Consider the following 13,628-nt stretch of genomic DNA (forward strand, 5'->3'; position numbering starts at 1 on the left):
CAGGACTGGGCGAAGGCGGCCGGGTTCTGCACGGCCTGGCCGAAGCCGCCGGACCAGGTCCAGCCGCCGAAGGACCACAGGACCTTGATGTGCGGGTACGCCTTCTTCAGCTTGCGGAGCTGGTTGAAGTTGCCGCGCAGCGGCTGGTCCCAGGTGTCGGCGACGCCGTCGACCGACTGGTCGGCGGTGTACGCCTTGTCGTAGTCGGCGTAGGAGTCGCCGATGGTGCACTTGCCACCCTGGACGTTGCCGAAGGCGTAGTTGATGTGGGTGATCTTGGACGCGGAGCCCGAGGTCACGATGTTCTTCACGTGGTAATTGCGCCCGTAGACGCCCCAGTTGGTGAAGTAGCCCAGCTTGACCGCGTTCGGCGGCGGCGGGACGTCCGGGCCGCCGGTGGTGCGGACCGGGACCGGGCCGGCGGCGGGGCCGGTCTGGTCGATGGTGTCGCGGGCGACGACCGTGTAGCTGTAGTCGGTGCCGGCGGTCAGGCCCGTGTCGGTGTGGGTGAGGCCCGTGGTGGTGGCGACCTTCGTGCCGTCGCGCAGCACGTCGTAGTTCTTGACGCCCTTGTCGTCGGTGGCCGCGGTCCAGGTGAGCTTGACCGAGGTGTTGGTGACGTTCGAGGCGACCGGGGTGCCGGGGGCGGAGGGCGGGTTGTCGCCCGGCTGGGTGGAGCCGTCGCACGGAGCGCCGTTGATCTTGCAGCCGGTGGGCGCGCCGGAGCCGGTGCCGTTGTAGCCGAAGGAGACGGAGGCGCCGGGGGCGAGGGTGCCGTTCCAGCCGACGTTCTTGGCGGTCCAGTGGGTGCCGGAGCTGGTGACGGTGGCGTCCCAGGCGGAGGTGACCGCGGTCCCGGTGGGGTAGTCCCACTCGACGGTCCAGGAGGTCAGGGTGGTGGTTCCGGTGTTCTTGACGGTCCAGCTGCCGCCGAAGCCGGAGCCCCAGTCCTGGGTCTTGGTGTAGGTGGCCGTGGCCGAGGTGGCCGCTTCGGCGGGGGTGGCGAGACCGACCATGGCGGCCAGTGGCACGACGAGGGCGGTCAGACCGGCAGCGGCCCGGTGTCTGAACCCGGCTCTGCGCGTCGGTGCTTGAGTGCTCAACGGTGCTCCTCAAGTTGCGGACGGGGTGGGGGTGGTCCGTGAAGATGCGCGCGCCCCGCGAGCGTAGGAAGGTCTGGACCAATCGTCAAGAGGTCCAGACCAACGTAAGCGCGTCCTCCTACGCCCCCAACTCCTGCGCCAGAACCGCCGCTTGGACCCGGCTCCGCAGGCCGAGCTTGCCCAGCACCTTGCTGACGTGCGTCTTCACCGTCGCCTCCGCCATGTCGAGCCGTACCGCGATCTCCGCGTTCGACAGCCCCCGGCCGAGCGCCGAGAGGACCTCCCGCTCCCGGGGCGTCAGCGCGTCCAGGACGGCGGGGTCCGTTCCCCGCTCCGCCGCGGACGGCCGGCCGGACGCGGCGAACTCCGCGATGAGCCGCCGCGTCACCGCCGGGGCGATCAGCCCCTCGCCGCGCGCCACCGTCCGCACCGCCTCGATCAGCTCCCCGGCCTCCGCGTTCTTCAGGAGGAAGCCCGCCGCCCCCGCCCGCAGCGCTCCGAAGACGTACGCGTCCAGGTCGAAGGTGGTCAGCACGAGCACGTCCGCGAGGCCCTCCGCGACCACGATCCCGGTCGCCGTCACCCCGTCCATCCGGGGCATCTGCACGTCCATCAGGACCAGGTCCGGCCGCAGCTCGCGGGCCAGCTCCACCGCCCGCTCCCCGTCGGCCGCCTCCCCGACCACCTCGACGTCCGGCGCGTTGCCCAGGATGAGGACCAGACCCGCCCGTACCGCGCTCTGGTCCTCGGCGACCACCACCCGCACCGTCATGCCCGCTCCCCGGCGAATGCCGCCCGCACCGTCATGTCCGCTCCTCGTCGCTCGCGTCCACGGGCAGCTCCGCCCGCACCCGCCACAGTCTCCGCCCCCCGCCGTCCGTCACCTCACCCGCCCGGAAGGCCCCGCCGAGCAGGGCCGTCCGCTCCCGCATCCCCACCAGGCCCGCCCCCGAGCCGGGCGCGGTCGGCCCGGGACGCTCCCCGTACGGACTGGTCACCTCGACCGCGAGGGCGCCCGGCTCCCGGGCGAGCAGCACCCGGACCTCGCCGGGCGCCGCGTGCTTGAGCGCGTTCGTCAGCGACTCCTGCACGATCCGGTACGCCGCCAGCTCCACCGGCGCGGGCAGCCCCGCCCCCTTCTCCCGGGCGTCGTCGAGGACGAAGGACAGCCCGCTCGGCCCGCCGTTCGTCCCGGCCTGGGCGATCAGCGCGTCCAGGGCGGCGAGCGTCGGCGCGGCCGCCGGTTCCGCGTCCTCGCCGCTCTCCCGCAGGAGCCCGATGAGCCGGCGCATCTCGGCGAGCCCCGCCACGCTGTTCTCCCGGATGACCGTCAGCGCCTGCCGGGTCGTGCCCGGGTCGTCGAGCGAGAGCGCGGCCGTGGAGTGGATCGCGATCGCGGACAGGTGGTTGGCGACCATGTCGTGCAGCTCCCGCGCCATCCGGGCCCGCTCCGCCACCACCGCCTGCGTCCGGTCCATCTCGGCGAGCAGCGCCGTCTGCTCCGCCCGCAGCCGGGCCGCCTCCGCCGCCTCCCGGTGGTTGCGCACGGCGGCGCCCGTCAGGGCGGGCATGAAGGAGACCATGCCCGTGAGCACCCCGACGACCAGGGCGGCCGCGTTCTGCCACCAGACGAGGAAGCCGACCGTCACCACGACCGTGACCAGCCCGGTCGAGTACGGGATCCGGCGCGCGGAGGCGGGGTTCCCGTACACGACGGCCGCGTAGACCACGTCCGTGAACATCAGGATCGTGACCAGGTTCCCGTTGGTGAACTGGTCGGCGACGACCGCGGCCGTGGCGACGGTCAGCGCCGTCCGCGGCAGCGTCCGGCGCACCACCTCCGCCCCGGCCGTCGCCGCGAGCGGGACCAGGGGCGCCCACTGCTGGTGGAAGAGGCGGCCGCCCGTCGTGTACAGGCCGAAGGACCACAGGAGCAGCCCGCAGGCGAGCCCCAGGGAGCCCATGAGCAGGTCGAAGCGGTGCGGACGGGGGAGCGCCGCCGGGCGGGGGAGCGTCACGTACCCATCCAACACGCCCGTCCCCGCCCCGGCCTCCTCGTCCGGGCCGATCCGCCCCTCCGCCGAACGATGTAGAGGGGATTCGTCACCGGCGACGACGAACCGCGCCCGGAGCCACGGGACGCTGAAGGGGAACCGAAAGGGGAACCCTCGTGATCGTCACGCTGATCGTCGTCTGCGAGGTCGGCTTCTGGGTCCTGCTGGCCGCCGGCCTCGCCACCCGCTACCTGCTGAAGATGCCCCGGGCGGGCCTGGCCCTGCTCCTGTGCGAACCGCTCCTGGAGGTCCTGCTCCTCGTCGTCACCGCGATCGACCTCAAGAACGGCGCCGATCCCAGCTGGAAGCACGGTCTCGCCGCGCTCTACATCGGCTACACCGTCGGCCACGGCCACCGCACGGTGAAGTGGCTCGACGGCCACGCCGCCCACCGCTTCGGCGGCGCCCCGCCGCCGGTCAAGCCGCCGCGGTACGGCATGGCCCGCGCCCGCCACGAGGGCGCGGTCTGGCTCGGCTCGGCGACCGCCGCCGCCGTCGCCTCGGGCCTGCTGCTCCTGGCCGCCTGGTACGTCGGTGACGACGGGAACACCGAGAGCCTGCACAGCTGGATCTTCATCGCCTGGCGGGCGGCCGGCATCCACGGCCTGATCGCGCTCAGCTACGCGATCTGGCCGAAGAAGGCGCCGGGGCACGACTCCGGGAAGGCCCCGGAGAAAGCCCCGGACAAGGCTCCCGGGGAGGCCTCAGCGGTCCCCGCCCGGGACCCAGAGCACGTCCCCGACCGCCTTGTTGGCCGTGCGCGCGAGGATGAAGAGCAGGTCCGATAGGCGGTTGAGGTACGTGGCGGTCAGCGGGTTCATCGTCTCGCCGTGCACCTCCAGGGCCGCCCAGGTGGAGCGCTCCGCCCGCCGGACCACCGTGCACGCCTGGTGCAGCAGCGCCGCCCCGGGCGTGCCGCCCGGCAGGATGAAGGAGCGCAGCTTCTCCAGCTCCTCCAGGAAGCGGTCGCAGTCGGCCTCCAGCTTGTCGACGTAGGACTGCTCCACCCGCAGCGGGGGGTACTGCGGGTTCTCCACGACGGGGGTGGAGAGGTCCGCGCCGACGTCGAAGAGGTCGTTCTGGACGCGGACGAGGACCTTCACGACCTCCTCGTCGAGCCGGCCGAGGGCGATCGCCGTACCGATCACGGCGTTCGCCTCGTTGGCGTCGGCGTAGGCCGAGATCCGCAGGTCCGTCTTGGCGGTGCGGCTCATGTCGCCGAGCGCCGTGGTGCCCTTGTCGCCGGTACGGGTGTAGATGCGCGTCAGATTGACCATGGCGCCAGCGTAGTCAGGCGCCCGCGCTCCGGAACGTCCGTGTGCCGATCGTCACCGCGAGCGCCGCCAGGGCGAGGGCGACGAGCACCCCGTACAGCACGGCCGGGGTCGTGTAGTGGCCGATGTACGCCTCCCGGACCGCGTCCACCAGGTAGCGGAACGGGACCAGGCGCGAGAGCAGGTCGAGCCAGCCGGGGGCGAGGGCCATCGGCAGCATCAGGCCCGACAGCAGCATCATCGGCAGGGCGAGCGTGTTGACGGCGGGGCCGAACGCCTGCGGGCTCGGCAGCTTCAGGGCGAGCGCGTACGAGAGGGAGGCCAGTGCCACCGAGAGCAGCGCCACGAAGCCGAAGCCGATCAGGACCCCGGGGAGCGGCGCCCGCAGCCCCATCGGCAGCGCCGCCAGGACGAGCAGCACGGCCTGGAAGACGAAGAGCGAGGCGTCCCGCAGCACCCGGCCGAGCAGCAGCGCCAGCCGGCTCACCGGGGTGGCCCGCATCCGGTCGAGCACGCCCCAGTTCTTCTCCATGATGATCGAGAAACCGGCGAACGAGGCGCCGAAGAGGCCGAGCTGGAGCAGCAGGCCGGGGACGAGGACCTGCCAGGAGTCGCCCTCGCGGCCCAGCGGGAGGCCGGTGAGCAGCGGCCCGAAGAAGAGCAGGTGGAGCAGCGGCATCAGGACGCCGAAGAGGATCTGGAACGGGGAGCGCAGGGTCTGGCGGGCGTACCGGCCGAAGACCAGCGCCGTGTCGTGGAACAGGGACATCGCGGGACTCCTAGACGGCTGCGGGGGAGGGGTCGGCGGGGGCGGGGCCGCGTCCGGTGACGGCGAGGAAGGCCTCCTGGAGGGTGGTGGCGCCGTGCGCGGCCTTGAGCCCGGCGGGGCTGTCCTCGGCGACGATCGTCCCCCCGTCCACGATCACGAGCCGGTCGGCGAGGGCGTCGGCCTCGTCCAGGTAGTGGGTGGTGAGGACGACGGTGGTGCCGTGCTCGTCGCGCAGGCGGCGCACGAGCGCCCACAGGTCGGCGCGGCTGCCGGGGTCGAGGCCGGTCGTCGGCTCGTCGAGGAAGAGCAGTTCCGGTCGGTGGACGAGGCCCAGGGCGAGGTCGAGCCGGCGGCGCTGGCCGCCGGAGAGCGCCGGGGTCCTGCGGTCGAGAAGGCCGGTGAGGCCGAGGTCGGCCGCCAGCTCCCCGGCACGGGCCGCCGCGCCCGCCCGGTCCATGCCGTGGAGGCGGGCCTGGAGGACGAGTTCGGCGCGGACGGTCTCCTGGGGGTCGAGCCCGCCGGACTGGGCGACGTACCCGATCCGTCGGCGGACGGCGGCGGGGTTCCGCACGAGGTCGTGGCCGGCGACGGTGGCGGTGCCGCCGGTGGGCGGCAGGAGCGTGGTGAGCATCCGGAGGGTGGTCGTCTTGCCGGCTCCGTTGGGTCCGAGGAGACCGACGACCTCGCCGGACCGGACGGTCAGGTCGATCCCGCGGACGGCCTCCACGGGACCGCTCTCGGTCATGAAGGTCCGGAAGAGCCCGGACGTGCTGATGAGGGACATGTGCCCAGAAAAACAGAGCCACCCCAAAATTGCAATCTCTCCAAAATTCATGGGAGCGCAAGTTTTCAGGGTGTCTAGGATGAGGGCATGGCCGAGGGACTCAGGGAGCGCAAGAAGCGCGAGACGAAGCAGCGGATCTCCGACGTCGCCACCGGGCTCTTCCTGGAGCGCGGCTTCACGGGCGTGACGGTCGCGGACGTCGCCGAGGCGGCCGACGTCTCCGTCAACACCGTCTACAACTACTTCCCCGCCAAGGAGGACCTCTTCCTCGACCGCATGGACGGCGTCACCCTGCGCCTCGCCCGCATGATCCGCGGCCGCGACCGGGGCGAGTCCGCCGCCCACGCCGTCCTGCGGGAGCTGCGCCAGGACATCGGGGCCGTGTCGCCCGCGTACGGACTCATGGACGGCTTCGACGCCTTCATGAACGTCATCGAGCACGCCCCCACCCTCAAGGCCCGCCTCTTCCACCTCCAGGAACAGGTCCGCGACGCCGTCGTCACCACCCTCCGCGAGGAGACCGGCGCCGCCGACGACGACCCGCTGCCGCTCCTCGTCGGCGGCCAGCTCGCCTGGATCGAGAACACGGTCGTCGCCTACATCACCGGTGAGATGACCGCGGGCCGCCGGGCGACCGCCGTCTCCCGCGAGGCCCTCGTCCTCCTCGACGAGATCGAGGAGCTGCTGAGCGACAAGGTCCTGACGTACGCCGTACGAACCTGAACGCGCCCGCCCGCCGCCTGTCGCGAGTGTGACGTCCGTCAAAGAGGGCGTGACGCGCATTACTTAGCGGTCACATGGCGGCCCCGGACCGCTAATCTCCGCCGGAGAGCCAGAAGTGAACAGGCGTGGAGGGGTGGAACATCGTGGCCAGGAAGCTCGCCGTCATCGGGGCCGGACTCATGGGATCCGGCATCGCACAGGTCTCGGCACAGGCGGGCTGGGACGTCGTCCTGCGTGACGTCACCGACGCCGCCCTGACCCGCGGCACCGACGGCATCAAGGCGTCGTACGACCGCTTCGTCGCCAAGGGGAAGCTGGACGCCGCCGACGCGGACGCCGCCCTCGGCCGGATCACCGCCACCACCGACCTCGAAGCCGTCGCGGACGCCGACGTGATCGTCGAGGCCGTCTTCGAGAACCTCGACGTCAAGCACGAGATCTTCCGCTCGCTCGACAAGGTCGCCAAGGACGGCGCCGTCCTCGCCTCCAACACCTCCGCGATCCCGATCACCAAGATCGCCGCGGTGACCGGGCGCCCCGAGGCCGTCGTCGGCACCCACTTCTTCTCCCCGGTCCCGATGATGCAGCTCTGCGAGCTCGTCCGCGGCTACAAGACCAGCGACGCCACCCTCGCCGCCGCCCGCGCCTTCGCCGAGTCCGTCGGCAAGACCTGCATCGTCGTCAACCGCGACGTCGCCGGCTTCGTCACCACCCGGCTCATCGCCGCCCTCGTCGTCGAGGCCGCCAAGCTCCAGGAGTCGGGCGTCGCCACCGCCGAGGACATCGACACCGCCTGCAGGCTCGGCTTCGGCCACGCCATGGGCCCGCTCGCCACCGCCGACCTGACCGGCATCGACATCCTGGTGAACGCGGCGAACAACATCTACACCGAGTCCCAGGACGAGAAGTTCGCGCCGCCGGAGGTGATGCGCCGGATGGTGGACGCGGGTGACATCGGGCGCAAGAGCGGGCAGGGCTACTACACGTACTGAGCGGACCGGGGCTGTCGGGGCCCCGCCCGTACGGACACACGGGCCCACGGAACGAGTACCGGCCCCGGCCCGCCCACCCCGCCCTCACTCCACGGGGTGAATTTCGGTACTGGATCGCTGACAAGGCGCAACGCTTCTGCCGGTGCGGCAGTCAGTTGTTGCAAGACGGAGCACTCTCGGGGAGCGCATATGCACATCAGGGGCGACCATGTCGAGCTGGTCGTCGGGGGCCGCCTCGACGTCCGCAGCGCGGCGGACGCCCGTACGGTCCTGCACTCGGCCGTCGACGACGGAGTCGGCGACCTGGTGCTCGACCTGACAGGGCTCGACTCCTGGGACGCCACCGGGCTCGGCGTCATCATGGGCGCCCACCGGCGGGCCGGCCGCTGCGGCCGGCGCCTGGTCCTGCGCGGGGTGCCGCCCCAGATGCAGCGCCTCCTCGTCGCCACCCGGCTGCACCGCATCCTCGCCATCGAGGGCGGCCTCGCCCTGGAGTCGCTGCCCCGGGTCTGAGAACCGCCCCCGAGAGGAGGCCGGAGCGGACCGACGGCGCGAACCAGGCGTCACGCTCAATCCTCACAAGACCGTGACGTCTTGGTCTCGGGAGCACCCCGACTGTTCCCGGAGGTCCGGCCACGGTCTAGGGTTTCGGCCGTCCGCACATTCGGCCGTCCGCACGAGGACGCGACCCACCCGGCGGGCCCGCACACCGCTTCTTGGGGGCTAGGACCATGGACCCGATCAACCCGGGGCCGGAGGAGTACGGTCACGACACCGAGGGCGAGGAGGCCCGCCAGGGCCGCGGCGTGCCCGCACCCGCGGCCACGCCCGCGCGCGCCCGCGTCGTCCGGCTCGTCTCCGGCGAGCTCCTCCTCACCGTCAACCCCGTCGACGGCAGCGAGATCGAACCCTGCCCGCCCGGACAGGAGCCGGAGGCCCCGCGCCCCCGCACCCCCGAGGAGCGCGCCGAGGCCGCCCGCGCCGCCGCCCCGCCCGTACCGCCCGGCCCGGCGGCCCCCGCCCTGCCCCTCCTCGAACGCCAGGAGGAGCGCGAACGCCTCACCGCGATCCTCGGCCGCGGCCGCTCCGTGCGGCTCCTCGGCGTCCCCGGATCCGGCCGCACCGCCCTCCTCGACGCGGTCGCCGCCGACTGCGCAGGCCTCGCCCCCGACGGCGTCGTCCGCCTCTCCGGCCACCACCGCACCGCCGGCGAACTCCTCCACGAGCTCTTCGCCGCCGTCCGGCACGCCCCCGGGCAGCGCCCCGACCGGGCCGCCCTCCTCGACCGGCTCCGCGACGTCGGCGCCGTGGTCGTCGTCGACGACCTGGAGTTCGGCGGCGCCGCCCTCGACGAACTCCTCACCGCCGCCCCCGAGTGCGCCTTCCTCCTCGCCGCGGCCCCCGACACCCCCGCCCCCTCGGCCGGCACCCAGCTGGAGGAGGTCCTCCTCGCCGGTCTCGGCCGCGGCGCCGCCCTCGCACTCCTGGAGAGCGCCGTCGGCCGCACCCTCACCGACGAGGAGGCCAACTGGGCCGGCGACCTGTGGTTCGAGTCCGAGGGCCTGCCCCTCCGCTTCGTCCAGGCCGGCGCCCTGCTCCGCCAGCGCGACCGGCTGCGCGTCACCCCCGCCGAGTTCGACGCCTTCGGCGCCCTCGAAGAGGCCTTCGGACCCACCGACCCCGACGCGGCGGCGAAGGCCGCGGCCGCCGCCTTCGACGGCGCCGGCGACCCCGACGTCGAACTGCGCGAGATACCCCTGCCCAGCCTCGGCGAGGGCGCCGCCCCCGCCGCCCTCCTCGCCTCCCGGCTCAGCCGCTCCGCCCAGACCGCCCTGCGCTTCGCCGTCGCCCTCGGCGGCGAGGTCCCGCACCAGGCCCACCTGCCCGCCCTGGTCGGCGACACCCACGCCGACGCCGCCCTCGGCGAGCTCGTGGCCTGCGGCCTGCTCTCCCCGGCCGGCCCCCGCTACCGGCTCGCCGCCGGGGTCCTCACCCAGCTCCTCGCCCAGGGGTACGAGCCCGGGGCCGCCGACCGCGCCCACACCGCCGCCCAGCACTACGCCTGGTGGGCCGCCCACCCCTCCGTCACCCCCGAGCGGGCCGCCGCCGAGGCCGACGCCCTGCTCGCCGCCCTCACCGCCCTCCTCCCGGGCAGCGCCGCCGACGCCGAAGCCGCCGCCGAGCACCGGGCCACCGCCGTCCTCCTCGCCCGCGCCGCCGCCCCCGCCTTCGCCGCCGGACTGCACTGGGGCGCCTGGGAACGGGCCCTGCGCGCCGGCCAGGAGGCCGCCCGGCTGACCGGGGACGTCGCGGAGGAGGCCTACTTCCACCACGAGCTCGGCGTCCTCGCGATCTGCGCGGGCAACCTGGAGCGGGCCCGCGCCGAGCTGGAGGCCTCCATCGGCATGCGCGGGGTCCTCGCCGACAAGCGCGGCACCGTCGCCGGCCGCCGGGCGCTCGCCCTCGTCGCCGACCTCTCCGGGGAACACGCCGTCCCGGCCGCCCTCCGCGCCGAGGGGCCCGTCTCCCCGCCGCGCGGCACCCCGGCCGCCCGCCCGGCCCTCCCCGGCCCGGAGCCGGTCACGGCCCCGCTGCCCGGCGGACCCGCGCGGACCCCGGCCCCCGCCTTCCCCGGCTTCGCCGACACCTTCTCCGGCTTCGCCGAGAATACCCCCGCGCCCGCCGCGCCCCCCGAGCCGGCGAAGGACGGCCGCTCCGGCCTCGCCGGCGGCATCCTCGCCGGCGCCCGCCGCAACCTCGTCGCCGTCGGCGCGGGCGCGCTCCTCGTCGCCGCCCTCGGCACCGTCGTGACCCTCGGCGCCACCTCCGGCAACGGCGAGGACCCGGCCCCGCAGCGCGTCACCTCCGACAGCACCGCGACCCAGGGCGCCCCCGACGACGGGACCGACACCGAGGAGACGCCCGAGGACGCCGAACCGGGGGAGACGAACACCCCCACCGGCTCCGCCACCCCGAGCCCCTCCGGCTCCGGCAGCGCCTCGCCGTCCTCCTCCACGAGCCCCGGCGCCACCGGCGGCTCGCCGTCCTCCTCGCCCTCGGACGACCCGTCGGCGACGACGTCCCCGACGGAGACGACGGGGCCCACGTCCCCGACGTCGAGGCCGACCACGACGGGCGGCCCGAAGCCGACGACGACGTCCCCGAAGCCGAGTCCTCCGTCGCCGTCGACGCCGACGACCCCTCCGACGACACCGCCCACCGAACCGGAGCCGACGGACCCGGAGCCCACCCCCTCCGCGTCCGAGGAGGGCAGCCCCAGCAACTCCGCCTCCGCCTCCCTCGACAGCGCCCCCGCCCCCGGCGGCTCCACGCCCACGGAGACCCCCGCCTGACCCGTACCGCCATACGGAAGAACGGGAACGGCCCCGGGGCGCGTGTCCACGCACCCGGGGCCGTCCCCGTACCGTCCGTACCGCCCTAGAACAGCCGCAGCTTGTCGTCCTCGATGCCGCGCAGGGCGTCGTAGTCGAGGACCACGCAGCCGATCCCGCGGTCCGTCGCGAGGACCCGCGCCTGCGGCTTGATCTCCTGGGCCGCGAAGACGCCCTTCACCGGCGCCAGGTGCGGATCGCGGTTGAGCAGTTCCAGGTAGCGGGTCAGCTGCTCGACGCCGTCGATCTCACCGCGCCGCTTGATCTCCACCGCGACCGTCGCGCCGTCCGAGTCCCGGCACAGGATGTCCACGGGGCCGATCGCGGTCGGGTACTCGCGGCGGATCAGGGAGTAGCCCGCGCCGAGGGTCTCGATGCGGTCGGCGAGCAGCTCCTGGAGGTGCGCCTCCACCCCGTCCTTGATGAGGCCCGGGTCCACGCCCAGCTCGTGCGAGGAGTCGTGGAGGACCTCCTCCATCGTGATGATCAGTTTCTCGCCCGCTTTGTTGATCACGGTCCAGACGCCCGCGTCGTCGCCGGTGCCCTCCTTCAGAGTGCACGGCGGGGACATCCAGTTGAGCGGTTTGTACGCCCGGTCGTCCGCGTGGATGGAGACGCTGCCGTCTGCCTTGACCAGGATCAGACGGGGCGCGGAGGGCAGGTGGGCGGTGAGCCGGCCCGCGTAGTCGACGGAACAGCGGGCGATGACGAGACGCATGGTCGGCAACGCTACAAGACGGGCGCTCTTCCGCGCGATTCGGGCATCGCCCGGAACCCGGAGGGGGATCTTCATGAGCCGAACACCCGTCGGTTATCGGCCGGTTGTGTGTCCCATCTTCTGGTGCGGCCAGGACTGCGCGCTTACCGTGGAAGCTGGAGGTCGTCGTCCGGGCACGCTGCGTGGCGGACGGCCCGGCCTCCGCCCTGCCCGCAAGACCCCGTCCGCGGGGTCGCGAGAGGAGAACCCATGTCGCTCGACGTCTCACCGGCCCTGTTGGAACAGGCCGAGCGAGGCGAGGTCGACGAAGCCGACTTCGTCGACTGCGTCCGGACCTCCCTGCCCTACGCATGGGAGATGATCAGCTCTCTGGTGGCCCAGCTGAAGGTCGACGGCGGAGAGTTCGCCGACAACCAGACGCCGCCGCCGAATGAGCAGGCACGCGGTCAGCTGCTGCGCGCACTCGCGAGCGACGCCATCCGTGGCGCCCTGCAGCGGCACTTCGGGGTGCGTCTCGCCTTCCAGAACTGCCACCGGGTGGCGGTCTTCCCGCTGGACCCGGCGGTGGACGACCGGCTCGCCCGCTTCACCTCCATAAGGGGGCAGCTTCTGAACCAGTCCCCGGAACTGCGCGACTGCTGAGACACGGTGCTGCCGCTCCCCGTCGCGGGAGAAGGGGGCCGGTGCGCGTCGACGCGCACCGGCGCGAAGGGATGCCGGAGCGGCAGCACGGTCACCGGACGAACGGCACCGCGCCGCCCCGCCCCGGGCGCCCGCCGCCTCACACCAGGAGCGGCAGGACCTCCGCGCCGAGGCGCCGGACGTTCTCCTCGGTCGCCGCGAGGTCGCCCGAACCCTCCGCGAGCAGGGCGAAGCGCGTGATGCCCGTGCGCTCCGCCGTCGCCGCCAGCCGGTCCGCCGCGAGCCGGGGCGTGCCCACCGGGTGCAGTCCGCACAGCAGCTCCGTGTACGCCACGGGGTCCCGCATCGACCGGTGCCGGCCGTCCACCGTCACGTGCGCGTCGAGCCCCTGCCGCAGCCAGCCGGGCATCGCCTTCACCAGCGCCTCGGCCGCGTCCTCGTCCCGGTCCGCCAGCTGGGCCACGCCCGCCGACACGTGGTGGGAGCCGATCCGCGCCGTCTCCTCCGGGTCCCGCCCGGCCTCCCGGGACCAGCGGGTCCAGGCCGCGACCATCTCCGCCTTGTCCTCGTCGCCGCAGTGCATCCCGAGCAGCATCGGCAGACCGCGCTCGGCGGCAAGCCGCACGCTCTTCGGCGAGGTGCACGCCACCACCACCTCCGGGGCCGCCTCCCCGCCGATCAGCTCGTCCGGCCGGGGCACCACCGGCACCTCCCGGAAGGAGAACCGTTCGCCCCCGGCGCCGACGCGCGGCTCGGTCAGCCAGCGGAGGAGCAGGTCGAGCGATTCGGGGAACCCCGTCTCGTACGCGTCGAGACCCGCGCCGAACACCTCCAGGTCGATCCACGGCCCGCCCCGGCCCACCCCGAGGGTGAACCTGCCGCCCGAGGTGAGGTGCAGCAGCGCCGCCTGCTCGCCCAGGGCCACCGGATGGACGGTCGGCAGCACGCTCACCGCCGTGCCGACCCGCAGCCGCCGGGTGCGGCCGAGGAGCAGCGCCGCCAGCGTCACCGCCGAGGGACACACCCCGTACGGCACGAAGTGGTGCTCGGCCAGCCAGACGGAGTCGAGCCCCGCCTCCTCGGCGACCTCGGCGGTCCGCACCGCCCGGTGCAGCGCCTCTCCCTGTCCCTGGCCCGGGAACTGGGCGGCCAGAACGAACGTACCCACGCGCATCGC

General features: G+C 73.7%; 14 protein-coding genes. 6 read left to right on the top strand and 8 right to left on the bottom strand.

Annotation, left to right across the window (positions count from 1 at the left end; genetic code table 11):
• From OO47_RS22395 to OO47_RS22405, 3 genes are all read right to left on the bottom strand, one after another.
• On the bottom strand, positions 1–1,103 hold a 1,103-nt coding region (locus OO47_RS22395), incomplete at its 3' end, for a cellulose binding domain-containing protein (protein WP_033210000.1).
• Positions 1,104–1,221: 118 nt separating this feature from the next.
• Entirely contained in the window at positions 1,222–1,875 is a 654-nt protein-coding gene (locus OO47_RS22400) for a response regulator (protein ID WP_030218850.1), read from the bottom strand.
• A gap of 31 nt (positions 1,876–1,906) precedes the next feature.
• Positions 1,907–3,067, bottom strand: coding sequence for a sensor histidine kinase (locus OO47_RS22405; RefSeq protein WP_051716234.1), 1,161 nt, complete (start codon positions 3,065–3,067; stop codon positions 1,907–1,909).
• Positions 3,068–3,273: 206 nt separating this feature from the next.
• Here OO47_RS22405 and OO47_RS22410 point away from each other — a divergent pair, with 206 nt between their 5' ends.
• A complete protein-coding gene (locus tag OO47_RS22410) occupies positions 3,274–3,945 on the top strand; it encodes a hypothetical protein (RefSeq protein WP_030218845.1) in 672 nt (223 codons plus the stop codon).
• Here the strand turns inward: OO47_RS22410 and OO47_RS22415 are convergent.
• Genes OO47_RS22415 through OO47_RS22425 form a run of 3 tightly spaced genes read right to left on the bottom strand, consistent with a single transcriptional unit; the run spans position 3,862 to position 5,984 of the window.
• Positions 3,862–4,434, bottom strand: a complete 573-nt coding sequence (locus OO47_RS22415) for a cob(I)yrinic acid a,c-diamide adenosyltransferase (protein ID WP_030218842.1) — start codon at positions 4,432–4,434, stop codon at positions 3,862–3,864. The two genes, OO47_RS22410 and OO47_RS22415, sit on opposite strands and share 84 nt — an antisense overlap.
• A 13-nt stretch (positions 4,435–4,447) precedes the next feature.
• Positions 4,448–5,200 (bottom strand): ABC transporter permease, encoded by a 753-nt coding sequence (locus tag OO47_RS22420; RefSeq protein ID WP_030218839.1) that lies wholly within the window; start codon positions 5,198–5,200, stop codon positions 4,448–4,450.
• Between the two features lie 10 nt (positions 5,201–5,210).
• Positions 5,211–5,984: an ABC transporter ATP-binding protein gene (locus OO47_RS22425; RefSeq protein ID WP_030218836.1), complete on the bottom strand. Its 774-nt coding sequence runs from the start codon at positions 5,982–5,984 to the stop codon at positions 5,211–5,213.
• 87 nt (positions 5,985–6,071) lie between these two features.
• Between OO47_RS22425 and OO47_RS22430 the strand changes: the two genes are divergently transcribed.
• The 4 genes from OO47_RS22430 (at position 6,072) to OO47_RS22445 (ending at position 11,052) form a co-directional block, all read left to right on the top strand.
• Positions 6,072–6,707 carry a TetR/AcrR family transcriptional regulator gene (locus OO47_RS22430; RefSeq protein WP_030218833.1) on the top strand — a complete coding sequence of 212 codons (636 nt, stop codon included), beginning with the start codon at positions 6,072–6,074 and terminating at the stop codon, positions 6,705–6,707.
• Between the two features lie 143 nt (positions 6,708–6,850).
• Positions 6,851–7,699 carry a 3-hydroxyacyl-CoA dehydrogenase family protein gene (locus OO47_RS22435; protein WP_030218830.1) on the top strand — a complete coding sequence of 283 codons (849 nt, stop codon included), beginning with the start codon at positions 6,851–6,853 and terminating at the stop codon, positions 7,697–7,699.
• Between the two features lie 189 nt (positions 7,700–7,888).
• Positions 7,889–8,212, top strand: a complete 324-nt coding sequence (locus OO47_RS22440) for an STAS domain-containing protein (RefSeq protein ID WP_030210572.1) — start codon at positions 7,889–7,891, stop codon at positions 8,210–8,212.
• A gap of 218 nt (positions 8,213–8,430) precedes the next feature.
• Positions 8,431–11,052 carry a hypothetical protein gene (locus OO47_RS22445; RefSeq protein ID WP_030218827.1) on the top strand — a complete coding sequence of 874 codons (2,622 nt, stop codon included), beginning with the start codon at positions 8,431–8,433 and terminating at the stop codon, positions 11,050–11,052.
• An 85-nt stretch (positions 11,053–11,137) separates the two neighbouring features.
• Here the strand turns inward: OO47_RS22445 and nucS are convergent, their stop codons facing one another.
• Entirely contained in the window at positions 11,138–11,809 is a 672-nt protein-coding gene (nucS, locus tag OO47_RS22450; RefSeq protein WP_030218825.1) for an endonuclease NucS, read from the bottom strand.
• A 249-nt stretch (positions 11,810–12,058) separates the two neighbouring features.
• On the opposite strand from nucS, the gene OO47_RS22455 reads away from it, so the two are divergent.
• Entirely contained in the window at positions 12,059–12,451 is a 393-nt protein-coding gene (locus OO47_RS22455; protein ID WP_030218823.1) for an SCO5389 family protein, read from the top strand.
• 139 nt (positions 12,452–12,590) lie between these two features.
• Here OO47_RS22455 and OO47_RS22460 read toward each other — a convergent pair whose 3' ends face one another.
• Positions 12,591–13,625, bottom strand: coding sequence for an LLM class flavin-dependent oxidoreductase (locus OO47_RS22460; RefSeq protein ID WP_030218820.1), 1,035 nt, complete (start codon positions 13,623–13,625; stop codon positions 12,591–12,593).
• Positions 13,626–13,628 lie beyond the last annotated feature (3 nt).

Source organism: Streptomyces bikiniensis (genome assembly GCF_000716625.1).
GTDB classification, from domain to species: Bacteria; Actinomycetota; Actinomycetes; order Streptomycetales; family Streptomycetaceae; genus Streptomyces; species Streptomyces bikiniensis.